Source organism: Muricaecibacterium torontonense (assembly GCF_004793925.1).
Classification (GTDB): Bacteria; Actinomycetota; Coriobacteriia; order Coriobacteriales; family Atopobiaceae; genus Leptogranulimonas; species Leptogranulimonas caecicola.
In genome coordinates, this window is sequence record NZ_SRYE01000001.1 from 170152 (window position 1) to 195162 (window position 25011).

The 25011-nt window shown below is 59.9% G+C and carries 26 protein-coding genes; 8 read left to right on the forward strand and 18 right to left on the reverse strand.

Annotated elements, in window-relative coordinates:
* Positions 1-113 precede the first annotated feature (113 nt).
* Together E5334_RS00760 and purN are read left to right on the forward strand one after the other, a co-directional pair.
* The gene (locus E5334_RS00760; protein ID WP_136011707.1) at positions 114-1187 is read left to right on the forward strand and encodes a response regulator transcription factor; all 1074 of its coding nucleotides are present in this window, start codon (positions 114-116) and stop codon (positions 1185-1187) included.
* 124 nt (positions 1188-1311) lie between these two features.
* The gene (purN, locus tag E5334_RS00765) at positions 1312-1926 is read left to right on the forward strand and encodes a phosphoribosylglycinamide formyltransferase (RefSeq protein WP_136011708.1); all 615 of its coding nucleotides are present in this window, start codon (positions 1312-1314) and stop codon (positions 1924-1926) included.
* A 34-nt stretch (positions 1927-1960) separates the two neighbouring features.
* Here purN and E5334_RS00770 read toward each other — a convergent pair whose 3' ends face one another.
* The 8 genes from E5334_RS00770 to E5334_RS00805 form a co-directional block, all read right to left on the reverse strand.
* A complete protein-coding gene (locus E5334_RS00770; protein WP_167604238.1) occupies positions 1961-2743 on the reverse strand; it encodes a MurR/RpiR family transcriptional regulator in 783 nt (260 codons plus the stop codon).
* A 336-nt stretch (positions 2744-3079) separates the two neighbouring features.
* Positions 3080-4804, reverse strand: coding sequence for a dihydroxyacetone kinase family protein (locus E5334_RS00775; RefSeq protein WP_136011710.1), 1725 nt, complete (start codon positions 4802-4804; stop codon positions 3080-3082).
* A gap of 104 nt (positions 4805-4908) precedes the next feature.
* Positions 4909-6297 (reverse strand): PTS galactitol transporter subunit IIC, encoded by a 1389-nt coding sequence (locus E5334_RS00780; protein ID WP_136011711.1) that lies wholly within the window; start codon positions 6295-6297, stop codon positions 4909-4911.
* Positions 6298-6424: 127 nt separating this feature from the next.
* Positions 6425-7234 (reverse strand): rhamnulose-1-phosphate aldolase, encoded by an 810-nt coding sequence (gene rhaD, locus E5334_RS00785; protein WP_136011712.1) that lies wholly within the window; start codon positions 7232-7234, stop codon positions 6425-6427.
* Between the two features lie 104 nt (positions 7235-7338).
* A complete protein-coding gene (locus tag E5334_RS00790) occupies positions 7339-7728 on the reverse strand; it encodes a DUF3987 domain-containing protein (RefSeq protein ID WP_136011713.1) in 390 nt (129 codons plus the stop codon).
* Between the two features lie 5 nt (positions 7729-7733).
* Entirely contained in the window at positions 7734-8012 is a 279-nt protein-coding gene (locus tag E5334_RS00795) for a PTS sugar transporter subunit IIB (protein ID WP_136011714.1), read from the reverse strand.
* Positions 8013-8209: 197 nt separating this feature from the next.
* Positions 8210-8689 carry a PTS sugar transporter subunit IIA gene (locus E5334_RS00800; protein ID WP_136011715.1) on the reverse strand — a complete coding sequence of 160 codons (480 nt, stop codon included), beginning with the start codon at positions 8687-8689 and terminating at the stop codon, positions 8210-8212.
* A 286-nt stretch (positions 8690-8975) separates the two neighbouring features.
* A complete protein-coding gene (locus tag E5334_RS00805; protein ID WP_136011716.1) occupies positions 8976-9809 on the reverse strand; it encodes an HAD family hydrolase in 834 nt (277 codons plus the stop codon).
* Positions 9810-9944: 135 nt separating this feature from the next.
* Here E5334_RS00805 and E5334_RS00810 point away from each other — a divergent pair, with 135 nt between their 5' ends.
* Positions 9945-10778, forward strand: a complete 834-nt coding sequence (locus tag E5334_RS00810; RefSeq protein ID WP_167604239.1) for a MurR/RpiR family transcriptional regulator — start codon at positions 9945-9947, stop codon at positions 10776-10778.
* A 319-nt stretch (positions 10779-11097) separates the two neighbouring features.
* Here E5334_RS00810 and E5334_RS00815 read toward each other — a convergent pair whose 3' ends face one another.
* The 6 genes from E5334_RS00815 to purE form a co-directional block, all read right to left on the reverse strand.
* On the reverse strand, positions 11098-11430 hold the full coding sequence (locus tag E5334_RS00815) for a hypothetical protein (RefSeq protein ID WP_136011718.1): 333 nt from the start codon (positions 11428-11430) through the stop codon (positions 11098-11100).
* 194 nt (positions 11431-11624) lie between these two features.
* Positions 11625-12692 carry a phosphoribosylformylglycinamidine cyclo-ligase gene (purM, locus tag E5334_RS00820; protein WP_136011719.1) on the reverse strand — a complete coding sequence of 356 codons (1068 nt, stop codon included), beginning with the start codon at positions 12690-12692 and terminating at the stop codon, positions 11625-11627.
* Positions 12693-12846: 154 nt separating this feature from the next.
* The gene (gene purF / locus E5334_RS00825; RefSeq protein WP_136011720.1) at positions 12847-14424 is read right to left on the reverse strand and encodes an amidophosphoribosyltransferase; all 1578 of its coding nucleotides are present in this window, start codon (positions 14422-14424) and stop codon (positions 12847-12849) included.
* A 17-nt stretch (positions 14425-14441) separates the two neighbouring features.
* Positions 14442-15245, reverse strand: a complete 804-nt coding sequence (locus E5334_RS00830; protein ID WP_136011721.1) for a class B sortase — start codon at positions 15243-15245, stop codon at positions 14442-14444.
* Between the two features lie 2 nt (positions 15246-15247).
* Positions 15248-15694 (reverse strand): GatB/YqeY domain-containing protein, encoded by a 447-nt coding sequence (locus E5334_RS00835; RefSeq protein WP_136011722.1) that lies wholly within the window; start codon positions 15692-15694, stop codon positions 15248-15250.
* Positions 15695-15724: 30 nt separating this feature from the next.
* Positions 15725-16180, reverse strand: coding sequence for a 5-(carboxyamino)imidazole ribonucleotide mutase (gene purE / locus E5334_RS00840; protein WP_136011723.1), 456 nt, complete (start codon positions 16178-16180; stop codon positions 15725-15727).
* Positions 16181-16431: 251 nt separating this feature from the next.
* Between purE and E5334_RS00845 the strand changes: the two genes are divergently transcribed.
* Positions 16432-17313, forward strand: coding sequence for a PfkB family carbohydrate kinase (locus E5334_RS00845; protein ID WP_136011724.1), 882 nt, complete (start codon positions 16432-16434; stop codon positions 17311-17313).
* 84 nt (positions 17314-17397) lie between these two features.
* Here the strand turns inward: E5334_RS00845 and E5334_RS00850 are convergent, their stop codons facing one another.
* From E5334_RS00850 to E5334_RS00860, 3 genes are all read right to left on the reverse strand, one after another.
* The gene (locus tag E5334_RS00850; protein WP_136011725.1) at positions 17398-18372 is read right to left on the reverse strand and encodes a hypothetical protein; all 975 of its coding nucleotides are present in this window, start codon (positions 18370-18372) and stop codon (positions 17398-17400) included.
* A gap of 269 nt (positions 18373-18641) precedes the next feature.
* Entirely contained in the window at positions 18642-19325 is a 684-nt protein-coding gene (locus E5334_RS00855; RefSeq protein ID WP_265591762.1) for a glycerol-3-phosphate acyltransferase, read from the reverse strand.
* 49 nt (positions 19326-19374) lie between these two features.
* Positions 19375-21159: an ABC transporter ATP-binding protein gene (locus tag E5334_RS00860; RefSeq protein ID WP_265591761.1), complete on the reverse strand. Its 1785-nt coding sequence runs from the start codon at positions 21157-21159 to the stop codon at positions 19375-19377.
* A gap of 253 nt (positions 21160-21412) precedes the next feature.
* On the opposite strand from E5334_RS00860, the gene E5334_RS00865 reads away from it, so the two are divergent.
* The 4 genes from E5334_RS00865 (at position 21413) to E5334_RS00880 (ending at position 24234) form a co-directional block, all read left to right on the forward strand.
* On the forward strand, positions 21413-21778 hold the full coding sequence (locus tag E5334_RS00865; protein WP_136011727.1) for a hypothetical protein: 366 nt from the start codon (positions 21413-21415) through the stop codon (positions 21776-21778).
* A 76-nt stretch (positions 21779-21854) separates the two neighbouring features.
* Positions 21855-22370, forward strand: coding sequence for a hypothetical protein (locus E5334_RS00870; protein ID WP_136011728.1), 516 nt, complete (start codon positions 21855-21857; stop codon positions 22368-22370).
* A complete protein-coding gene (locus E5334_RS00875) occupies positions 22370-23053 on the forward strand; it encodes a response regulator transcription factor (RefSeq protein WP_136011729.1) in 684 nt (227 codons plus the stop codon). Before E5334_RS00870 ends, E5334_RS00875 begins: the two co-directional genes overlap by 1 nt.
* Positions 23050-24234, forward strand: a complete 1185-nt coding sequence (locus E5334_RS00880) for a sensor histidine kinase (protein ID WP_167604240.1) — start codon at positions 23050-23052, stop codon at positions 24232-24234. Before E5334_RS00875 ends, E5334_RS00880 begins: the two co-directional genes overlap by 4 nt.
* Before the next feature lie 42 nt (positions 24235-24276).
* Here E5334_RS00880 and E5334_RS00885 read toward each other — a convergent pair whose 3' ends face one another.
* The gene (locus E5334_RS00885) at positions 24277-25011 is read right to left on the reverse strand and encodes an NUDIX domain-containing protein (RefSeq protein WP_369945781.1); all 735 of its coding nucleotides are present in this window, start codon (positions 25009-25011) and stop codon (positions 24277-24279) included.

The following is a 25011-nucleotide window of genomic DNA, read 5'->3' on the forward strand; positions in this document are numbered from 1 at the left end:
GCACTTCCATCTAAGCTCCCTTAATATTTTCAACCATAGAGCAGCGCCCGTGGTACCCTAGGGAACAGAATGCATGGCGATGAGATTCAAAACTCCGTGGGGAAGGTCTTCCTGTGGATGCTTTTTTCTTTGGCTATACCATGGCAATTCTGGCGCTCTGCCTCATATCCTCTGTCTATCAGTGGGTTGCCTTTGACGCCACGAAGCGCAAGCCCTTTGCCGCCGCAGGCCTCTTCTTCCTCACCTATTTCGTAGAGCTGGGCGTCATCTTTTTAGATGAGTTCCTACATCAAAACATAGCGTTTCCCCTAGACTCCTACTACGCCATCACCTACCCTCTCACCCGCACCCTCATCGCCTGCGTGCTCTGGGGATCCCTTTGGGCTTACGTGCTTTTGGCCGTTGAGCGGTTTACCCTCAGGCGCCTGGCCATCCCTATAGCCCTTTTCTTTGTGGCCCAAGGCGCCTGCCTCCTCTTCATGCCCTATGGCGCCCTGCGCCAGTTTTGCTACTACACCTGCCGACAGGTCTTCTGCCTTTTCATGGCCCTCTACGGCCTTTCCGCCCTCCGCCGCGCCCCCACCAGCCAAGAGCGCCAATGGCTGGGCCGCCACCGCTGGCTCATGTGGGTGCTGCTGGCAGAAGTGGTGTTGGTATGCCTGGAAGACGCTCTTGTCATCCTGGTGCTGCCGCCCGCCAAAGGGCTTGGCATCACCCTCTACCTCTCCGAGCGTAACTTTTGCGAGAACGCCATGGTCATCGTCTTTGCCTTCTTCACCGGAAGGATCGCCTGGCGCGAGCTCTCCTTTAGGATGCACTCCCAACCCCAGGCCCACAGGCAATCCGACCCCGCGCCCACTTCCTTGCCGATAAACCCCTCCCCCGCCACAGGGGCCACCACCGCAGCCAGGACCGCCCCGACCGTCCAACCTGCAGGAGATGCGACCTTCTCGGCACACGTGGATGAGTTGATGCCCCGCTTTGGCGCCGACCACGACCTCACGCCTCGCGAAGAGGAAGTGCTGGTGCTGGCGGGACGCACCAACCAGCAGATCGCCGAGGCCCTGGTGGTCTCGGTGGGCACCGTCAAGACCCACGTCTACAACATCGTGCACAAGTGCGATGTAGGTAACCGTGCCGAGCTCAAGACCCTCTTCTGGCCCCCTAGAAGGCACGATGCAATATGAAGGCGCTGCCCCTCGAATTGCGCCTTATACTTAGAGCCGCGCCCTAACGGTGCGGCTGCGAATCGGCATGTCCCGCAATTCAACGCGATTCACCTAGATATCACCGTCGATCCAAGGAGTCCCTGTGACCATCAAGCTTGGCGTTCTTATCAGCGGAAGCGGCACCAACCTGCAAGCCATCATCGACGCCATCGCCGAGGGCTCCTTGGATGCCACTATCGAGGTGGTGATCTCTTCTCGGCCTTCTGCCAAGGGCTTGAAGCGCGCAGCCGAGGCCGGCATCCCCACCATGGCGCTCTCAAAGGAGGTCTACGCCAGCCCCGAGACCGCCGACGAGGTCATCGCCTCCACACTGCGCCAACATGAGGTGGACTACGTGGTCATGGCGGGCTACATGCGCAAGGTGGGGCCAGCGATCCTTCTGACCTTCCCCAACGCGGTGCTCAACCTGCATCCGGCGCTGCTGCCCAGCTTCCCGGGGGCCCACGCCATCGACGAGGCCTTTGACTACGGCGTCAAGGTCACCGGCGTCACGGTGCATCTGGCCAACGCCGAGTACGACCGCGGCCCCATCATCGCCCAACGCCCGGTGGCCGTGGAGGAAGGCTGGGGCCGCGATCAGCTGGAGGCCGCCATCCATGAGACGGAGCACGAGCTCTACCCCGAGGTGCTACGCTGGCTGGCCGCCGACCGCGTGAAGATGGACGAGCTGGGCCGCATCCATGTGCTGGAAGGATAGGGCCGACACAGACAAGGATCTCAGCTTCGCGTCTCTACTCAGAGACGTAGTCTTCCAGCAATCGGTTCATTAGGTAAGCCGTGCCAAAGAGCGCATAGACACGATGGGGCGCCACGTGCTCGGCCAGGGGCGGCCCCATGAGGATCACTTCGTCGTAGGAGGCGTGAAGCTCCGGCTCGTCGTTGGCAGTGACGAGCACCTTGGTGGCGCCCGAACTCTCCACCAACGCCCGTTGCCGCAGCGCAAAGGATCCCGAGGAAGACACCACCAGCAGCAGGTCTTGCGGCCCTAAGCTGCGCACCGCCTCCACGGAGGGCTTGCACTCGGTCACCAGCTGCACCAGCTTGCCCGAGACCAACATGGCATACTGAAAGTCGGTCATTGCCCCCGCAGAAGACTCTGCCGAGAAGAGCACCACCTTGGAGCTAGCGCTCGCCCTCTGGCTCAAGCGTTGCAAAACGCCGTCTTGCTGCAACTTGTCGACAGAATCGAAGATCTCCACCATGGCCTGGCGTGGGGGCATCTTGTAGTCTTGCGGGCTCGATGCCGCCGCCAAATAGTAGTGGCGGAACTCCTCCCACTCCCCTGCCTGGTTGCGCAGAGCCGAGAAGTTCTCCATCCCAATGGACTGGCAAAACCGCCTGACCCCCGACCGCGACACGAATCCCGCATCCATCACCTCTTGGAACGTCATGGAGCCGATGGACTCGAAGTGGGTCAAAAGATACTCGGCGATGGTGTGGGAAGGCTGGTCAGGCTCATTCTCGTTGTAGATGTCAAACAGCGACATGAGCACGTGAATGCGTCCGTCTTCCATGGCCCCCCTCTCTCGGGATAGCTCGCCCATTGGCGCTGTCAAGGCCCGCGAGGGTCCCAGATCAAAACCCCCGCTCACGCCAGACCCTCTTGCGGGCACTCAGATTTACAAGATTAGATAAGAGTACCTAAAAAAACGAGTCGCCCTAAATACCTTCGGACGGCTTGGCCACTCGCCCCACCCCAGGTCTGCCACTCGCACCCTGCGTACTCGCCAGATCACGCCACCGGCGCAGCCCCGTCATGCAATGGGGGTCCTTCTCGGCAATGCCGAGAAGGACCCCCACTTTATGCACTATAGATTATGGCTGCGCCACGTCTGCAAGCGTCCCATGGCTCACTGCGCCTTCTGGGGACAGCCTAGGCCGCAGGCCTCGAGGCAGAGGGCCAGAGAGATGGCGCCGGCATCGGGGGTGCCCAGGCTGCGGGAGGCTTGAGGGCGAGCTCGGCCGATCTTGGCGGTGAGGTTGGCGGTGTTGCGGGCGGCCTCATGAGCCACTGCGACCGCTTTGCCCCAGGCCTCGCTCAGGCTTAGACCGGCCTTGGCCCCCTGGCCTAGAGCCTCGGCAAAGGGCGCCAGGGCATCCACCATGGTCTTGTCGCCCACCTGGGCGCCGCCCAGCTCCATGAGCTTGGCGCAGGCAGCATCTGTCGCCTGCGCCATCAGTGCAGCATCGATGACCTCCTGCTCGTCTCCCAATGTCTCGCCCAACGTCCACAGGGCGCTGCCCCAAAGGACGCCGGAGGTGCCGCCGGCAGCGGCCCGCCAGCTGTCACCGGCTGCTTGGAGCACCGAGCCCACTCCTGCCTGGGCTTCCACGGCATCCTGGGCGACAGCTGCGGCAGCCTTCGAGCCCCTCACCATGCCGCGGCCGTGGTCGCCATCGCCGCACACCGAGTCGATCTGGGCCAGCATCTCCTCTTGATCGGCCATGCAGGCAGCCATTGCAGCCAACGCACGGGCAGCCACACGGCCTTGAGCCTGAGCGGCTGGCCCTGCAGGAGCCCAAATTCGCTCGGCGCCATCGCCGGAGTGCGCCGCCTGGCTCCTCTCGCGCAACTTGGCCGGAGCCGCCTGAGGCCCTCGGCTAAAGCCAGGGCTCGCACAGGGAGCGCACCAAAGACGTTCCAGCTCCTCATCCAGATACTGCACCGCCAGGGCGATGCCTTCCATGTCAAGGCTGGTGACCACTTCGCCTACCACGGGCTCCACCAGCTCATAGCCCGCCTTGGCCAAAAGCTGGCTCACTGTGCCCCAGACCACAAAGAGCTCCTCGTACTTGGTGGAGCCCAAGCCGTCCAGCACCACCGCCACACGGCGGGCGTCGCCGGGAGCCTCGGACAGCACGCGCTCCACCAAGAGCGAGGCGATCTCTTGAGCGGAAGCCACGGGTTTCTCGGCAACGCCAGACTCGCCATGGATGCCCTGGCCCACTTCCATGAGGCCGGAAGGCACCTCGAAGAGGGGCTTGGTGTGGCCGGGCAGCGTGCAGCCGCGAAGGCCGATGGACATGGTGCGGGTGCGGTCGTTGGCTTTGATGGCTACGCGCTCCACCTCGTCTAAGGAGAGGCCAGCAGCCGCGGCGGCCCCTGCGGCCTTGAAGACCAGGAAGGTGCCTACGTTGCCTCGGCGAAGGGGAGCCTGCTCGGGCGGGGCGGCCGAGACGTCATCGGTGATATAGAAGGTGCGGGCGTCTATGCCTTGAGCTCGAAGGCGGTCGCGGGCCATATCGAAGTTCATCTTGTCGCCGGCATAGTTGCCGCCCAGGATCATGAGGCCTGCCTGAGTGCGAAGCGCGCCAGCGACTCCCAACACATCCTCGCAGGAGGGCGAGGTGAAGACATTTCCCACCACGCAGCCATCCATAAGGCCGTCGCCCACGATGCCGCAGAAGGCCGGGTAATGGCCAGATCCGCCGCCGTTCATGACGGCCACTTTGGAGGCGGGGGTTTCTCGAGCGCTCACCACGCCGCCGGGCGCCTCCATCACGTAGCCGGGATAGGCGGCCACGTAGCCGGCAAGCATTTCGTCGCGAAAGAGCGCGGGGTCGTTACATAACATTGGCTGCTCCTTACCTAGATAAAAGCCCCACGCCAAAGTAGGAGGACTTTGGCGTGGGGTCCGGAGGGACCTAAAATCAGCTGTGCAAAAGCCGGGCCACAGGACTACTCCGAAGCCTTCAGGGCCTCGTTGCGCTTCTTGAAGCCGCGCAGCATCCACACGAACAGGGCGAGCCAGCCAACGAGCACTACCATTCCGGCCACATTGCCAGAGAACGCATTGGCAATGGCCCAACGGAAGTCCGGACACTCCAGGGTGGACCAGCTGATAAGCGCGTCGCCGCCCACATTGGCCAGAGAGTCGGGCGAGTAGGTGAGCGCCAGCTGGGTCACCCAAGGAGCAAACGAAGAAGATACCAGCAGGTACACAGGGGTGATGATGATGCCTTCGATGAGCATCTTGATGATATTGCCGTTGGAGACCATGAGCAGGCCGGGCACCAGGCAGATGTTCACGATGCCTGCGAAGGGCAGCACGATGTTGCCCACGGGAGCCAGCACAAAGGCCAGGATGAGCTCGAAGGGGATGAGCAGTATGCAGGTGACCCAGAGCTCGTTGGAACCGGCCAGGATGGGCCAGTCCAGGCCGATGATGAGCTCGCGGCCCTTGAAGCGGGCCTTCATGAAGTCGCCCACGGCGTCGGAGATGGGGGACAGCGCCTGCATGAAGAGCTTGGAGACCATGGGGAACAGCTGCAGGGCGGTAGCGGCCTGCACGCCCAGAGTAAGGGCCTGCTGCACGTCGCGGTAGGCGATGGCGCCCATGGCGGTGCCAATGATGAAGCCCATGACGGCGTTCTCGCCAAAGATGCCGATCTTCTTGCGCAGCCACTTGGCGTCGGCGTTGTTGTTCTCGATGGCGGGAATCTTCTCCAGCAGTCGCTCGATGGGATAGGCGACGGTGGCGGTGAGCATCATGGCATGGGGAACGGTGACGCCGGGGATCCCGGTGATGCGCTCGATGGTGGGCTGGAAGGCGTCGCCGATCTTGAGCTCCAGAATGATCTGGACCGAGGCGGCCACAAAGCCCATGGCGATGGCCACACCTTCAGGCATGCCGGCGGCGGCGCACAGGTAGTAGGTGAGCACGGTGGTAAGCAGCTTGGTCCAGCAGTTCCAAAAGTCCACGTTCAGGGTGTCGGTGAGCTTGAGCAGCAACATGATGAGGTTGATCACCATGAGCAGCGGGAAGCAGAGCACGCCCAGCGGCCAGGCCCAAGCGATGGCCGAGAGCGCCGGCCAGCCCACGTCCACCGCAGGCAGCGAGATGCCCGTAGCCTCTGCCAGGCCTTGGGCTGCCGGGGTGATGGCGCCGGTCATGAAGTTGATGAGCACGTTCATGCCGGTGAAGGCGATGCCCAAGGTCAAAGCTGCGAAGAAGGCGTCTTTGAAGCTCATTTTCACGATAAGGCCGATGATGAGCATGATCAGGGGCACGAAGACGGCGGCCCCGAAGCCCAGGATATAGTTAACAATATTTAGCAATACGTCCATGTTGTACCTCTCTTTGAGCGGAGGGGTCTCCTGTCACGCCCTCCGTTGCGAGTAGGACCTCTCTCTTGAGGCAGGCTGCTCTCTCCTGCGGCCTGCCCTTCTCTGTCCTGATGGACAGGCAGAGCCGTTAGTCCAGATAGCCGGGGTGCGGAGTCAGGCCAAAGGCGCGGCACAGGTCTTTGAGCTGCTCGTCGGAGATGCCCGGGTTGCGATGGCCGCAGGCCTCGGCTGCCATCCAGGCGGCGCAACACTTCTCCACGGTCTCCAGCAGGCCAAAGGCGTCATGGAGCGAGCGGCCCGCCGTGAAGACGCCGTGATACTGCCAGATGACGATGCGGCAGTCCTTCATCTGCTCGTTGGTCTTGTCGGCGATCTCCTGGCCGCCGCAGACGCACCAGGGCACAAAGCCCACGCCGTCAGGGAACAGATACATAGCCTCGGTGATGATGCGCCAGAGCGCGCGGGTGAAGTCGCGGGCGTTGGTGGGACCCACGTGGGTCATGGCCAACACGTTGGATGCGTGGTTGTGCATGACCACGCGTTGCTCGGGATCAGCGGCCAGACGCACTGCCTGGGCGGCCAGATGACTGGGGAACTCCGAGCTGGGCTTGTTGCCCTCCAGGCCGTAGGCGATCTCGTAGTAGTCGCCCTCGGGGGGCAGGTAGATGATGCCCAGAAGTGAGTCCACGTCGTCGCGCACCTCACGGAAGTAGGAGCCTGTGGCAGTGGTGAGCACAAAGCGGCCGCGCATGGCAGCGGGGATGTCGGCCAACTCCACCTGACGGCCCGAACCCGGGGTATACCCCAGCGCCGCCACTTCCTCGTCGGTGAGGATATAGGAGATGTTGCCGCCATTGGCTTCGTCCCAACCCTTGTCCCACATGAGATAGGTGAGCTCTTTTACCTCCTTGACGGCTGCGATCTCTTTCCAGTCCATGAAAAATCACCTCTCTTTGGGCCCTCTCTTGCCGAGAAACCCCACTCCGTGGCCCCATCTCCCCCGATGGTTGCCAATCTTGCCCTCCAGCTGCGAAGGACCCCTTACTGCTCAGCGGCTCCATCTCCCGGACGCGTCGCTGCATGAGCCTGCTTCTTGAGCGCCTTCCTCTGAGCCTTCCGCTCCTGGCGCTCGCGCCTAAATTCTTTAATCGCTTCCCTGCTTTGTTCAGGTGTGATCTGGCCTTTGATGCCGTACTGGGCCCGCAGTCGCTCCTGGCGCCTCTCATAGGGGGCCACCAGCAAGTCGTGGGCGTAATGCTCGATGATGAAGATGAGTGCCAACGCGCCCAACGAAAGGTCGATCCTGCCGCTCAAGGCCCCCACCACAAAAAGGAAGAGATCGATCAGGGTGAGAGCGATCCAGGCCGGGCGTCCTAGCCCCAAGGGCCTGGGGTTGATGGCCGGCGCCTGAGCAGCCTTCTTCTTGCTCATGGAACTTAGGACTCGAGCAGCTCGACCAGACGGTCGGCCTCGGCGTCGGCACCCATGCCGGTCAAGAAGGCGATGCCGTTGAAGGTGGGGATGCCGTAGTCGTCATCGCTCTTGACGATGGAGATGTAGGCGTCGGCGCCGTTGATATAGTGATCCAGCGACTTGATATCCACAGCCTCGACGTCTGCCTCGACGCCGCGCTGCTTCAAGATGCGCTGCACCTTAGAGGCCACCGCTTGGGAGGTAGCGACACCAGAGCCACAAGCCACGATTACGCGTTTCATAGCCGTTCCTTTCTTGAGGGATCTCCCTCGTATCTCTGCCGTGCGTTAGCGCACGGCCCTGTACACCAAAGGGCACATGGAGGGTTCCGGGCCCAGGGGCAGGGGTTTCTCGGCAGCCTGGAACCGCCAGCTCCTCGTTGCTGACAGACAATGGCCACTGAGCCGCCTCCGCCCGGAACCGCATGCCGCCAGGCGGATTACTCCGCCGAGACCTCGTCGAAGAGCCGTCCGAAGGCATCCACCATCCCTTGGGCGTCGGTGATGCCGGTGAGCTCAGTGGCGTAGCCTTCATTCATGAAGATGTTCATGAGCTTTTGGAGCACGGCCACCTGGCCGCCGTCGCGCATGACGCCCAAATTCACGATGAGCTGGGCGGGCACGTCGTAGCCCATGCCCGCCATGGCCTCGAAGACTATCGGGGTCTTGGGCTTGATCACCGCGATGTAGGGGCGCTTGATGTGCTCGGGGTCCACGTGGGGGATCGCTACCTGCACAGAGGGGAACGAAAGCCCCGTGGCGTAGTTCTTCTCGCGCTCACAGATGGCCTCGAGCCAGCTGTCCTGGATGAGGTCGCGCTCGGCCAGCCGCTCTGCCAGCTTTTCGAAAAACTCCTGGCGATCTGCGGCTTCCAGATCGAAGAACACCAAATCGGGACTAAACAACTCTTGATCACTCATGGCGCTTCCATTTCTCTGCGCGAACCAAATTCTTTGATGGTTCTATGGAACCGCCAGAACCGTTCGCCTTCTAGAGTTTTGATGAGCCAAAAGATGGACAGTGGTTATTTACTTTTTATTTTGATTTGCATTCAGCGCCAGGCTCTTCCATCGGCCAAGCTTAATGCTCCCTTAACCCTCTCTTTGCAACAGGAAGCCCTCCGCCCAATGCCTCTCAACACCATGGGCAGTAAAACGAACCATTCAAAGTATTGACTTATGTATACCGTTTGCTACCAATCGCCGCTTAGGAACAAAATGGCTGCGTTTCCCCAGCTAGAATGGCCTCCAGCACCTGAGCCACCGGCTCCTGGTGCACCGGTGGCAACTGATAGGCAGCCGCCCGGCGAGCGGTAGCCGTCCCCGAGGCCACCGCGTAAGAATTTGGCACGTACTCCAGCAGGGCCACGTCATTATCCGAATCCCCCACTGCCACAATCTGCGCGAGCTCCATGCCCAGCGCCTGTGCCAGCACCTGCACCCCGCGGGCCTTGCTCCAGCCCTTGGGAGCTATATCGATCTCCGACACATCCCCTGGCTGCACAAAATCAAAATCTTCGAATTGCCGAGAAAGACGCGCCGCCAAAGCCGGTACCTCTTGGGGGTCGCAAGCGCATTGGATGTTGGCCTTCTCTACCCAAGGCTCTTCGATAGCCTGGATGCAGCCGTCACGGCGGCCGTTTTCCTGAGAGGGATAGTCATTAAGACGCCAGGGTTTTTTTGTGAGCGCGTGAATGGAAGCGCCCCGGTAGAGCAGGATGTTAGCTGCCGGCGTGCAACGATCCAGATAGTCTGCAACCTCTTGGAGCCGGGCCGAGGGCAGCAGTTCGCTGCGCACCAGTCGGCCGTCCACGTAGACCACCTGCCCGTTCACAAACGCCCCAGTTGCGCAGCCCGCTGCACAGTCGCCAAACATCTTGAGCGCATCATCCCTGCTACGGCCCGTAATGGGAGCAAAGTGACGCCCCGAGGCCACAAAGCGCTCGATGGCGGCAGAGGTTCTTCTCGGCAAGCCATAAGTCCCACGCGGGATCAACGTGTCATCTATGTCCGAGACTACCAAGCACACGCCCGACGCCATGGCCCCCCCTCTCTCGCGTTACTTCCATGGTTCATATTCTGAACCAGCGCTTATCCAAGCTAGAGTGCCAAAAGACCATCCAGCATCCTAGCATTGTAGATAACCCTGTTGGCTGGGATGGGACGGAGGGAGAAAATGCGTGAAGGTAGGCTCAATCTGTTGCCTTCATTGTTCTCGGTCTACAACGACAACGAGTGCGACGAGACCTCGCATCTTCTGGCCAAGTACCTGTTGGAGAACTTTGACAGGCTGGACGAGCTTACAGTAAACGACTTGATGGATGCGGCCTTCGTGTCCCGCTCCGGCGTGCGCAGGTTCTGCCAGTCCATTGGCTTTGGCAACTTCTCCGAGGTGCGCGACGCTTTCGTGGAGTGGGAGATGTTTCGCCAGTACTATCTGTCCTACAGCCTGCTCTACAGCGACGTGAAGTTGCATCTGCGCGAAGATCTCTCACAGATGTTCAGCGACATCGACCGTTTGATGACTCCTGCAACAACCCAGAAGCTTTGCAACGACTTTCATGAAGCGCGCCATGTGGTGCTTTTGACCTCGGACTCCTCCTCTGCCTCACTGATCAACTTCCAGCGCGCCATGACCATGCTCAAGCGGCTGGTGCAGATGGTCACCGAGTCTGCCCCCACCACCCAAACCGTGCGCAGCCTGACCTCCGAGGATCTGTTGGTGGTGGTATCGGCCTCAGGGTCTTTCGCCCACGCGCAACATGAGCAGATAGAGGCTTCGGGCGCCAAAAAGGTATTTATCACCGCCGCAGAGGGCGCACGCACCGGCGAAGGTGGCCTTTACGACGGCTACGACCAGGTGCTAGCCATCAAGCCTCCCATCGTGCGCCAATCGCCCAAGCATGTGCTCTACGCCACCTACGGCATGGAGTACCTCTTCGACCAGATCCAGGTTGCCTATGCCCGCCTCTTTGACGTGACCCTGGGCAACATCGACATCGTGTGGTAGTGGCGGCGAGAAGCGCCGCCATGGGCGATGTTGCTTGCAGGAAGGTGCTTTTAACACTGAGAAGACCTGGAGAAAAACAGAGGGCTTTCAACTTGCTTTTTGTGTTTTCGCTGCTTCGTCGCAGTGGGGTTTTGTGTTTGCCGAGTGCGACGAAGGTCCGAAAACACAAATTTCTACTCACAGGAAGCGCAAAAGCAGCGTGAGAACCTCTGCAGGATTTCTCACGCTGCGTATTGGTGGATTCCTATCGCTAGAGCGCAGCGCTTCTCTAAACGCCTTAGATACCGAGAAGCGCCTCAAACCACCGCTGCTCTGGCCCTTAGGCTCGCTCAGACACTAGCTTGATACCATAGCCCAAGAGCACACCCATAACCAGATAGATGAGCTCTAGAGGCCAGCCCCCGGTAAAGGCCCAAATGAAGGCTCCTATGGGCTCTGAAAACTCAGCCCACATCCGCAGGGCCACGGTGAGTCCAATGAACATCGCGCTGACTAGTATCAGGACGACACCCCAACGCCGGTGAGTCTTAGAACCTGCAGGCACCAAAGCTGCCGCCGCAATGCCCAAGCCCAGCCAGGTGAGGTTGCCCAGCCAGGCGACCAGGCCGCGCCAAAGGGTGTCGCCTGACGTTGCGGTAATATGCGTCATCACTTGCTGGCCATACCGCCAAAGGCAGATGGCTCCCGCCAAAGCCAGGCAAATGCCGGGGACTGCCTGCCTCCATAGACTCCGCGCTCCCATAGCCCCACATCGATTCTTTAAGGATTACAGTCTCATAATTATAGAGAAAGTTATTGCATTGAGTCTACGGACTACCCTGCTAAACCTCGGTAAGCGGTGAGATTTTACTTAGATATATAGGTCACCTTACCAGTTCCTGGAACCACCTCTCCCATGACAAAGGGGCAGCAATTCTCGGCAGTGAAGGCGGACGCCACCTGGTCGACATCCTCAGGAGCGCAGATGAGCGCCATACCCACGCCCATGTTGAAGGTGAGCAGCGCTTCCTCGGGAGTTAGGCCAGCGGCGTCGCTCACCAGGTCGATGATGGGCGGGACGGGCCACGGGCAAGTGCCGTCGGAGGCCAGGGCTACCTGGGCGTCCAAGTGATCCGGCATGGCGCGGTTGAGGTTCTCGGTGATGCCGCCGCCGGTGATGTGGGCCATGGCATGGAGAGACACGCCCGCGGCCAAGGCGTGCACGATATTGCCCGCATAAATTTTAGTGGGCGCCAACAGGGCGTCTGCGATAGACTGACCACCCAGCGACTCCTGGGGGGCGCAGAGCTCCTTGTCGCTCAGCTTGTCGGTGAGGGCGGCGCGCACCAGCGAGTAGCCGTTGGAGTGGATGCCGCTAGAGGGCAGGCCCACAATGACGTCGCCTTCGCACACACGATCCGGGCCCAGCATGGCGGGCTTGTCCACCGCGCCTACGCAAAATCCGGCTAGGTCGTAGTCGTCTTTGGCCATGACGCCGGGGTGCTCGGCCATCTCTCCGCCGATAAGCGCACAGCCTGCCTGGCGGCAGCCCTCTGCAATGCCCCCTACAATCTGGGCCATGGACTCGGCGGCGAGTTTGCCCACCGCCACGTAGTCCAGGAAGAAGAGGGGCTCGGCGCCGGTGACCACCACGTCGTCGGCACACATGGCCACCAGATCGATACCCACCGTCTCATGGCGCCCCAAACGCTGGGCCAAGGCCAGCTTGGTGCCCACGCCGTCGGTGCCGCTGACCAGCACCGGCTGCTCCATGGACTTCAAGTGAGACACGTCAAAGAGACAGCCAAAGCCGCCCAGACCCTCCATGACGCCGGGGCGATTGGTGGCGGCGCACGCCTCTTTGATGGCGTCTACGGCGCGAGCGCCCTCAGAGACGTCGACGCCGGCATCGGCATAGGACATGTGTGTGGTCATGCTTCTCTCTCCTTGAATCCTTGGGTGGCAACTAGATGATGGCTAGAGGTTGACTGCAGGGAAACGCGACATTCTCCAGAGCCGCTGCAGTGAATCCAAGCCCTGGACGCACCAGGCGCCCCAGACCATGCTGCCTGGTGGCGCCCGGTGTAATTCAGGTAAGTTCGTGAGAGGAGGCCCCTCGGATCTCTTCGCCCCAGATGTTTTGGGCCTCTTCGCGACAGAGCGCCAAGACGTTGGTGACCTCTTCCACGCTCATGAGCGAGGTGGGTGAAGGATCCACCAGGTTGTTGGGCTTGTAGCCAGGCAAGAAGCTGCCGCGGGAGAAGCTCTCGGGGATGGGCACTGGATAGGCGCCGGTGAAACAGGCCGCGCAAAAGCCCGGCAAGGGGTTGACGGCGACCATGAGGCCCTCCACTGAGAGGAAAGCCAGCGAGTCCGCCCCTATGAACCGGCGGATCTCCTCCACCGACTTGTTGGCGCTGATGAGCTGATCTTGGGTGGCGGTGTCGATGCCGTAGAAACAGGGCCACTTGACCTCGGGAGAGTTGATGCGCACATGGATCTCTGTGGCCCCGGCATCACGCAGCAGATTCACGATCTGGGCCATGGTGGTGCCACGCACGATGGAGTCGTCCACCAGCACCAGGCGCTTTCCTGCCACCACATCTTTCAGGGCGTTGAGCTTGAGGCGCACACCCATCTCGCGCAGTTCCTGAGTGGGCTGGATGAAGGTGCGGGCTACGTAGCGATTCTTGATGAGGCCTTCACCAAAGGGGATCCCTGCGGCTTCGGCATAGCCTTCTGCGGGAGGCAGGCCGGAGTCGGGCACACCGATGACCAGGTCTGCGTCCACCGGAGCTTCCTGGGCAAGCTGCTGGCCCATGCGGCGGCGCGCCATGTAGACCGTGCCGTCTCCCATCACCGAGTCTGGGCGGGCAAAATATACCTGCTCGAAGATGCAGTGGCTGGGTTTCTCGGTATGGTATTCGCGCTGGGTGACCAGGCCGTCGTCGGAGATGCGCAGGATCTCGCCGGGTTCCACGTCGCGCAGATATTTTGCGTCGACGATGTCCAGCGCACAGGTCTCGCTGGCTACCACCCAACCACTGTCGTCCTTTAGTCGGCCCAGCACCAAGGGGCGGATGCCGTCGGGGTCACGGAAGGCATAGAGGGCGTTCTCGCGAGCCAGCACCATGGCGTAGGCTCCCTCGATCATAGCCATGGTGGATGCGATGCCTTCGCGCAGGTGGTGAGTCTGCTGGGTGAAATAGCCGATGAGCTTGGCGGCCACCTCGGAATCGGTGTCTGTGCGGAAGGGAATGCCCATGTTGATGAGCTCCCGACGCAACGCGTCAGTGTTTACCAGGGTACCGTTGTGGGCCAAGGCGATGATGGTGTCGTTGATGGTGGACAGGTGCGGCTGAGCGCCCTCCCACCCCGAGGCTCCCGACGTGCCATAGCGCACATGGCCCACTGCCACATGGCCGTGCATGGCGTTGAGATCGGCATCCGAGAAGACCTGCTGCACCAGTCCCTCATCTTTGCGCACCAGCACCGTGGATCCATTGCCCACCGCGATGCCCGCAGACTCCTGGCCGCGGTGCTGCAGGGCATGGAGGCCAAAGTAGGTCATGCGCGCGACGTCTTTGCCGGGGGCCCACACGCCAAAGACGCCGCACTCGTCGTGGAGCTCATCGGCCGGCTGTGGGATGGCTACCTGTGAATCCATAGATCTCCTTGCAAAGGTTAAGAGGCGGCGGTGGCAGTGGTGCCATCGGCCACGCTTTGGGGCACGCATACCACAAGCGTGCGGCCTCGGCCATTGTCGTAGTTGCAGGTGACGAGGGTAAGCACGTGATCGGTGCGAGAGATGACCTCTGCTGCATCCGGGCGACAGGCATTGGCCTGACCCAGACGCTGGGCGAGATGCGCGCGGAAGGCGGCCAGATCGGGCCATTGCAGCTGCACCGTAAGGTCTCCAGACTCCGGAAGCACATAGGTGAAGAGAGGGGTGAGCGCGTAGTTTGCCTGCTCGGTGACCCACCAAATGCGAGAGTGCTCGTCGAAGACCTGTTGCTGGTTCATGGTGTCGATCCAGGCAAACATGGAGCCGTCTTGCAAGTGGTGGCCGTAGACCATGGTTTGCATGTCTTCCAGGTTGGGCCCGGTGTTTTGGGAGTCGATGAAGACCAGACCCCCCAGCGAATAGTTTCCATCGGCGCCGGTGCGCAGGTAGGTATCGTTGGTAGCCCCTTGGTAAACCGGGAAGTTCACCGGCGTGTCAGGGATCTGCACCCAGGCGCACACGTCGGAGTTTTGAGCCTTAAGGGCCGCCCAATCCACTACCGGCGGCTCATCTTGGGTACCCGGCTGCACCGACTGCTGGGCCACCTCTACCTGGGCTGCCACATGGTCGTATTCCTGCTGCTTGTCATACCAGAGCCAAAAGGCGGCGCCGATGAGGGCGATGTCGATGACGATGAGCAGCGCAAAGAGCACCTTGCGCTTGGTGCTCCAGGGTTTCTTTTCTTTTTTATGCGCGGCCGCCATGGTTAGCCCAGCTTGGCGCCGGCCATCTGCGCGGCGGCGCGCTTGTCGAAGTTGCCGTTAGTCTCTTGGTTGAGCGCGGCCATAAGCTTGCCCATGTCGCGGCGGGTCTCCAGATGTTGCTCGGCGATGATGGCGTCGATGCGCACCTCCAGGGCATCGCCTTCCAGCTGGGCGGGCAACAGGGAGGCCAGCACCTGGGACTGCTCCTTGAGCATGGCGATGCGGTCTTCGTGGGCGGCACCCGCCTTCTCCAAAGCCTCTTCTTCCTCGCGAGTCACCTTTTGGAGGCGCTTTACCGCGGCGACAATGTCTGCCTCAGTCACTTCGCGGCGCTCGTCTACCTCGATCTGCTTGATGGCCTGGTTCACCTGGCGCAGGATGGAAAGGCGGTTCTTGTCCTTGGCGCGCATGGCGTCTTTGATCTGGTCTAACAGCTCTGTCTTGTCCACAGATGTCTCCTGAATGTTGCTGTGTGAGCCCTACTGGGCCATGGATTCCTTGAGGGCGCAGATGGCCTCGCGATACTGGGGCATGGTAGCCCCCAGAATTTGAGTGGCATAAATGCCGGCATTTTTAGCGCCATTGATGGCCACACAGGCCACTGGCACGCCGCTGGGCATTTGCACCATGGAGAGCAGCGAGTCCAGGCCGCCCAGATCGCTGGTGCGAATGGGCACCCCAATGACCGGCAGCGGAGTGAAGGCTGCTACCACGCCGCCTAGATGGGCCGCCTTGCCCGCCGCAGCGATGATGACTTTAAGGCCGCGATCGGCCGCCGACTCTGCCCACTCATGGACTTTGGCCGGGTTGCGATGAGCGCTGGCCACCACCAGCTCAAAGGGCACACCCAGCTCCTCAAGCTGATCGCAACAGGCCTCCATCACCGGCATGTCGCTCTTAGATCCCATGATCATTCCAACCAGCGGCTGGGCCATGACGCCTCCCTGAATAATCTCTTTAGTTCCTGTCTCCGCTTTTCAGTGTATCCCATGAAATGACGTGGATAAATGGGACTACCCAGAGTGAGGGCCCAAAAATGACAGTGTTTCTCGGCAAGGCCTAGAGATGCCCACAAGCCCTCTTAAGCTCACGACAGTCTCTCTGTTCTGGCGCACGCCCCCAAGCAGATTGGTCTAGGATGGCATGCGTGCGTCGGTCCATAAGTCCACGTCAGAAAAGAGGAACCATGACTTTGAACGCATCTCCGGCCGATCTCTATCTTTACGACCGAGAAGGGGCCTACATTCCCCGCGTGGGAGCCGTCCATGATCTATGCGGTTACGGCAAGTGCTCGCTGGGGGTGGCGATCCCCGTGCTCTCGGCTGCTGGCTGCGACGTCTGCCCCGTGCCTACCTCGCTCTTTAGCGCCCACACCCTCTATCCCGAGTTTTATATGCTGGACACCACCGACATGCTCAAGCCCTATCTGGACGCCTGGCAGGCAGAAGAGGTGGAGCTGGATGCCGTCTATTCCGGCTTTTTGGGAGCCCCCGAGCAGGTGGCCTCCATCCAGCGCCTCTATGAAGATCATCCCAACGCGCTGCGCATAGTGGACCCGGTCATGGGCGATGCCGGAAAGATCTACCCCACCTACACCCCAGAGCTCTGCGATGCCATGAAGGGCCTGGTAGAGGGTGCCGACGTGCTGACTCCCAACCTCACCGAGGCCTCCATTTTGACGGGCATCGAGTATCGCGGCCAAGACGTGGACGAGGCCTTTGTGAAGGAGAACATCGACGCGCTGGTGGACCTGGGCGCCAAGACCGTGGTGCTCAAGGGCGTCTCCCACGGCGACGGCCAGGTACGCAACTATGTGGCCGGCGCCGGCCTTGAGACCCTGGAAGTCGCTGGCGAAATGCTGCCCTTCCAACTCCATGGCACCGGCGACCTCTTTGCCTCAAGCCTTTTGGCTGCCATCATGTCCGGCCGCTCCCTAGGCGCTGCCACGGAGTTTGCCAGCCGCTTTGTACACGACGCCATGCTGGTGACCAAGGACCAGCCTCAGTACAAGATGCGCGGCGTGAGCTTTGAGTCCAAACTGGGAGAGGTGGCCCGTTTGCTGGATTAGGGCTCGGGGCTTAAGCCAGTTGCATCAGAGACGCAACCTTGCCCTCGCTCACGGCCTGCTTTTGATCTGCGCCCTTCAGCGCCGTCACTGCGTTGCGGTGGCGGCGCTTCCTTGTGAGGCACCCGTCCCCGCCTCGCCGGAAGTGCCGCCAGAGGGGTCGGTTTTCTCGGCAACAGCAGAGCCCTGCGAGCCAGAGGCGGCGGCATCCTGACCGGTGGCACCCTCTTGGCCAGAAGCCCCTGTATCCTTGGCAGCGTTGTTGGCGGGGGTGGAGCTGTCTTCTGGAGCGGCCAAGAGCCCCTCGAGGGTGGTGTTGCCCACCTTGGCGCGCAGGGCCTCGGCGGTCTTGTCATCCAGACCGGAGATGGAGCAGAAGAAGTTGATGCCGCCGTCGGCCGATGCCACCTTGGTGAAGACAAAGGTGAGGAAGTTGCGCTGGGGACCCGTGGGCTCCAGCAAGCCAAAGAACCGGGTGGTTTGGATCTTGCCGTCTTCCTCATGGATGTCTATGTGGTAGATGACCGTGGAGATATTGGGGTTGAGCAGCGCGTTTGTAGCAAAGGCGGTGGCCTGGATATAGCCGGTGGAGAGGGCCGACATGGCTGTCTCGCTGGTGATGTCTATGACGGTGACCTCAACGCGACCGGTCTCTTCGCTGGCCTCCTGCACGGTGTAGTGCTCCGGGAAGCCGGTGAAACCGTCGCCCCACTCCACGCCGTTTCGCAGCGCGGAGTTCACAGACTGGATGTCCACATGGTTTGCCAGCGCCGTAGTGGTGACGCGGCGGGTGATGGAGAAGAAGATCTGGGAGCCCACCACCACCGCGAAGATGATGAGCACGAAGAGCACCGAGGTACGAGCGATAACGTTGCCTACGTTGGAGCCCGAAGGATCCTTGCCAGAGAGCGGGTCGATGCGTAAACCCACGCCTTCGCGGGCGCGGCGGCCGCGCTCAGCCTCTGCGGTGCTGGCGTTGGAGTGACCAGTCTCGTCGACGGTAGCAAACAGCGCCTCTACCTCAGGGGTGCTTAAATACTTGCTCCGCTTCTTCTTTGCCATCAAGACCCCTCATAGCCGGGTTGCGCCCTCATGGCGCCTTGAAACTCTGCCAACGGATGAGGAGGGCAGATGGGAGCCCTCTTAAGAATTGGGGCCGTTGGCCCTCGCGAAAATCATTGTAAAAGCAGAGCGTCCCTTCGTGAGGGCCGCAGCCAAGACTCCCGCTAAAGCGCATAGGCTCTCAAGGGACCTTGGTCGTGCGACCTGCGGCCCTGCGTTGCTGCGGCTCTTTGCGCCAACTCCCCTCGCGCCGAGCGCCCGCACCCTGGCTACCTGTGCTTGGCACGTAGCTTCTTGGCCAGCGTCGCCACCGGGGTGGCGCCTTCCTTGATGCCCTTGATGGCCGGATAGTGCGCCAGAACCATGAGCGCCAGCAAAACAGCGGCGCCGATGACTTGCACGATCATGATGGAAGTGGGACCCAAAGCAGACCCTTGGGAGACAAGGTAGGCCAAGAAGCCCACAGAGCACACCCCATAAGCAGCGGGAATAGCCACGGCACCCCAGCACAGATAGCCCGAGAAGACCACCGTTCCCAAGCCCACAAGGCACGAGATGATGCCCGCAAAGGGCCAGGCCAAAATGAAGGTGGCACAGGTGGTAGCCACCCCTTTGCCGCCACGGAACTTGTGCCAGACGGGGTAGTTGTGGCCCAGCGTAGCTCCAATGCCCGCCCAGATAGCAGAGGTAGACCAGGTGGATTGAGTGAGATAGGCGGTCAGAATGGCAGCGACGACCACTTTGCCGCAGTCGCCCACAAGGATGAGGGCTGCATATTTTGGCCCCAGCTCATGGCCCAAATTGGCCATGCCGGGATTGCCGTCGCCAGCCTCGAAGGCGCTTTTGTGCAGCACCGCGCGGCTTACCAGGTCTGCCGTCAAAAACAGCCCGCATAGGTAGCCTATGACAATGCCGCCCAGGCATCTGAGGATCCATAACTCAGAAACAGCCACCCACGCCACCTTCTTCCCTGCGCTCCATGCCCTAAGTCCTGCCGTGGACTCAAGGCCTCTGATGGCCAAACTGCATCTCGTAGTAATGCGCGTAGGTCCCTTGACGAGCCAGCAGCTCCTCATGGGTGCCTACCTCGGCCACTGAGCCATCAGACACCGTCACGATCACATCGGCATCTTTAATAGTAGACAGTCGATGGGCAATTACCAGCGTGGTTCTGCCCTGAGCCAGCCGAGTGAGCGACTCTTGCACCGCGTGCTCGCTCTCGTTGTCCAAGGCGCTGGTGGCCTCGTCCAACACCAACAGCGCAGGATCTTTGAGGAAGACGCGGGCAATGGCAATGCGTTGCTTTTGCCCTCCCGAGAGCCTGCCGCCCCGCTCCCCCACCGGCGTGTCGTAGCCCTCAGGCAAAGTTTTTACAAACTCGTGGATGTTGGCCAGCTTGGCAGCTTCGACGATTTCCTGCCGAGAAGCCCCTGGCCTCCCGTACGCAATGTTGTCGGCGATAGTGCCGTTGAACAGATAGACGTCTTGCTGCACGATGCCAATGGCTTGGTGCAGGCTGTCCAAGGTGACGTCTCGCACATCCTGGCCGTCGATGGCGATGGAGCCGGCATCCACATCGTAGAAACGGGGCAAGAGAGCACAGGTGGTGGACTTGCCGCCGCCAGAAGGCCCTACCAGGGCATAGGTTTTGCCGGGAGCGATGTCTAGGTCGAAGCCCTTGAGCACCGCCCGGTGGCGGAGCTCGTTCTTATCGGCAATTCCTTCGTTGTCGTAATCGAACCACACATCGTGGTAGACCACGTGGCCTTGGGTGACTTGCAGAGGCTTGGCGGCAGGGGCGTCTTTGATATCGGGGTCGGTGTGGACCACCTCTTGGAAGCGACGGAAGCCCGCGGAGGCCTTCTGGAACATCTCGGTGAAGTCGATGAGGGTTTGAAGCGGTGTGGTGAAAAGGCTCACATAGAGGGCGTAGGTGGCCAGGTCCACCACGGTCATGGCCTGACAGGCCACCAAGTAGCCGCCGTAGACGATGATGGTGGTGTAGAGGGCGCCGGTAAGCAGCGCTGCGGCCGCCTGATAGGACCCCATGGCACGGTACATGCCCTCTTTGGAGGAGAGGTAGGCGTCGTTGGCAGTGCCAAACTTGGCGCGCTCCAGGTCTTCGTTGGCAAAGGACTTCACCACCCGCATGCCCGAGAGCGAGTCTTCCAGTTGGGTGTTCACGTCTGAGATGCGCTCGCGGTTTTGGGTGAAGATGCGCTTCATGCGCCTGTTGATATAGAGATTGTAGGCGCCTAGCACCGCTGTGATGGCCGCCATGGCCAGCGCCAGCTGCCAATTGATGGAAAACATGATGCAGAAGGCGCCCACTACCTCGATGGCGCAGACGATGATGGCCTCTGGCAGGTGATGGGCGGCCTCGGCGATGTCAAAGAGGTCGCTCACCAGGCGGCTCATAAGGTCGCCGGTGTCGTGCTTGTCAAAGTAGGAGAACGAGAAACGCTCGTACTGGTCAAAGAGGTCTTGACGCATGGCGCTTTCCATGCGCGCACCCATGATGTGGCCCCAGCAGGAGACAAAGTAGCGGCATACATAACGCAGCCCATAAAGGCAGATGAGCCCCACAGCGATCCAGGCCAAATTGGCCATGATCGCCGCCGAGCCCTCGCTAAAGAGTCCATTGGTGAGGTAGCGCAAGATGATGGGAAAGGCCAGGTCTACCGCTGCTTGGAGGATGGCGCAGACCGTGTCGGCCCAAAAGAGCCCTCGCCAGGGATGGTAGTAGGACAGAAACGATCGGAACAACGAGGGGTTTTTGGACGACACAGAGCTATTCCTTCCAAACGCAGCGGCACTTATGTGACTGTACCTCACTGCCCTGCGGATTATTTTTCACAGATCCAAGATCCTTTACGCGCAAGAAGCCATACATCTATGGCTACCAATGAGAAACCATTGCAATTTCAAGGGTTTTTATTCTCATGTCTGAAAACAAATTTATGTACTCTAATTAACGAGGATCCGGATTACTTCGTGATACAGCCTTTATCCTGCCAACCAGCGATCAAAGGAAAATCCCATGCGAAACAAGCATCTTATCCCGTTGGTTGCCGCTTCCTTCCTTATGGCACTTAGCCCTTGCATGGCTATCGCACAGCCAATTGCCACATCGGTCTCTACTGCAGAATCCATCACCAGACGTCCTGCAATGCATCTTACTGACACCGTGAACCTTGGGGACGTTAATGTCACGGTCACCTATTCTGTTGTATCTGGCCGAATCTCGGGCATTCTTAGCAAATCCTATGCAATCATTGGCGCCGGAATCTCTAATGTAAATATAAATGTATATATCCAAGAACATGGGGCCCGGGCCCAAGTAGTCGCCACCTATCACAAAAATGGATTCGGGACCAAAACGGCGTTTAACTATATCTATCCCTAATACCTAACAGTCACTTATACCTATAGGATGGCCCTGTTCTGCAGGGCCATCCTCCCCATGAAAGAGGTGAGCTTATATGGCCACATCGACGAACATCCTAAAGGCCTTCATGGTGCTTTTTGCATTCACCGCGCTTTGTGGCTGCTCAGCGCCTCTCTCGCCTAAAGCCAATGTCACCCCTGATGCAAACCATGCTCAAACCGCGCGACCAAGTGGAGATGCCCGCACGGATTACGACGAGAACGCCGAATGTGTCCTTCGTGGAACAGTCTTAGCTCGGACTCCGCAACGCCTCGTGGTAAAAAGCACGGCGCTTATCAATGACGATCGCATCTCTTCGAACCCCAACGTCTATGTCTATCAAAGCGGCCCTGCCAGCGACCCTGATTTTTCCATCTTTGAGATCTCAGGAGACACTCCTGCCACCACCGAGGACGGACAGGGGATCAATGTATATGACATAGAGCCTGGAGCAGAGGTACTTGTACATTGGACGGGGCCTTTTGATTTTGGAGACCCCACTTTCAAGCACGAGGAAGCTCTTCACAGCGCTACCAAGGTTTGCCTCGTTAACGACAGTCAGGTCTCATAGTGAGTCTCATCTATTACGCTGACGACGAGCAGGCCGTGCGCAAAACACTAAGTTCTTTTCTCGCGCAGGAAGGTTATGACGGCCAGGGATTCTCTTGCGGAGAATCCCTCTTGCATACCTTTCAGGAAAAGCCTTGTGATCTTGTAGTCCTTGACATAATGATGCCTGGAATCGACGGGATCTCTGTTCTCGATCGTCTGAGGGAGATCTCCTCCATTCCCATCATCCTTCTCACCGCCTGCGACAGCGATGCCCAGTTTTGCCAGGGTCTCGACAGAGGCGCCGACGACTATATAACTAAGCCTTTCAAGCCTCAGCTTCTCATGGCAAAAATCCGAGCCATGCTACGCCGGGAGCCTATGCATACGCCGGCGCGGCGGCTGTACTTTGGCAACATCGCTCTCGATGAACAAACACGAGGGGTTCTTGTGGAACAAACCCCGCTTCATCTGACACCGACAGAATTTCGCTTGCTTGCGTACTATCTCAAGCACAAGAACCGAGCTATCACGCGTCAAGAGCTCCTCAAAGAGCTATGGGGCTTTTCAGATGCGACCCAATCGCGTGCAGCCGACGAAGCCAATCGTCATCTTAGAGAGAAGCTACTAAAGGCCCATGCCAATGTTATAAACCAAACGGTATGGGGCTACGGCTACCGCCTGAGCAAGAGGGATATGCCGTGAGTGCCCGTACCCCCAAAGCCCATCTCACAACCTTCACTGTCTGCGGCGCCTTAGCCTCGCTTTTGCTGGTACTGACACTCTACGTGGCTCAAAACATCAACATCATAGATGAGGCCCGTTTATCCATAGAGACGGCTGCGGGAGCCTCCTCAAGTCAAACCACCACAGCTCCAGCAACGATCCTCTGGGTAAAAGCCAAAGACGGTGATGTGCTGGCCGTGACCGCGCTTCCCTCTCTTGACACCGCAAACCAAATACAATGGGATATCGCCCGAGCCTATACAGAAGAGGCTTTCCAATGGAAAGCTGGAGAGATGCGCTTGATACAAAGCCATGACTACATCTTTTGGGTAGCCCCGGGAACAAGCCGTGAGCACCTCCCCAGTGACCACACCACTACACTTTACGCGTTTGATGCCACAGCGCTCTACGGAGTTCTCAATCAAAGTACCATGGTGATGCTCGGCCTTTGCCTCATAACCGCGACCATCCTGATCTTGGGCGGCCGATTTGTGAGGAATCAAATTGCCAATGCCGAAAAGGGATCTCGTGACTTTTTTGCCAATGCATCCCATGAGCTTAAGACCCCCTTAATGGCCATCGAAGGATACAACGCGCAGCTACAAAACGGCTTCGTGAGCCTCAACGAAGGATGCCTTGTTATCGAACGAGAAGTCTTGAGAATGAAAAGGATGGTCGACGACATACTCGAGCTCTCACGCGTCGACTCTATGGTTGCAACACCCGTCTTTGCTCCAACAGATCTTCGAGAGATTGCCTATGACACCCTTACAGATATCGCACCAATAGCCACCGAAAAGGGCATTCTCCTCATCCCCGAGCTCCCCCAGGAACTGCACGTAGTTTCCGATTACCGAATGCTCTATTCCATCCTGTCAAACATGGCATCTAACGCCGTGCGACATGCCCAAAGCCATGTGGAAATCCATGGGTCTATACATGACAACGCTGTGACAATCACGGTGATAAATGACGGAGAAATCCCCGATGAAGTGGAGTTGGCTCACGCGTTTGACCGTTTTTATCGGGGTCCGTCCGGTCAAAGTGGCCTAGGCCTTGCCTTGGCCCTAGAATATACACGCCTTCTAGGCGGTACGCTCAATCTAAAGAGCGCACCCCACGGTGCGCTCTGCGTTCTCACACTTCCCTGTGAGCATTAACTTGTTTAAACCCTAGAGATCTGAAGTCTTCTCGACAGCTCACTACTCAAGCCTGCGGCTGATGGCGTCCACCGCCAGAGCCCCCACCACGGTTTTTGCATCTTCTACCTTGCCGTCGAGCACCGCGTCGATGAACTCGCCGGTGTCTACTAGGTCGACATTCAAAAACTCGTCGGCATCCGGGTCTGAAGCGGCAAAGGTGAGCCCGGTGGCCATGTAGATGTGGATGATCTCATCCGAGAAACCCGCCGAGGTCACGATGGACGTCAAGTAGCCCATGTTTTGCGCCCTGAAACCGGTCTCCTCTAACAGCTCTCGATGGGCGCAGGCCAGAGGGTCCTCGCCGGGGTCCAGCTTGCCGGCCGGCACCTCCACGGTGACGCGGTCCAGCGCGGTGCGGAACTGGCGCACCAGGCAGATGCGGCCATCGTCGGTAAGCGCCACAATGGCCACCGCGCCTGGATGGCGCACCACATCGCGACGGGCTGGGCGGCCGTCAGGAAGCTCCACCTTGAGCACGTCGATCCCAAAGATCTTGCCGTTCCAGGCGCGCTCCTCGCCGCAGATGGTCTCGGAGATGGCGGCGTCTCGAGGATCGTCGCCCCCGGGCACGAAGTGGCGGCGGCAGGGCATGCCGGAATGATGGCCCTCGCCTACTGCGTCCCTGTCGCCGTCGGCCAGATAGTCTGCCTCAGCCACCTCCAAGGTGGCAGCTTCGGATGCGCCATCCACGCAGGCTTCCACTTCTTGGGTCTCCTGCAGCTCTTCTTTGCCCAT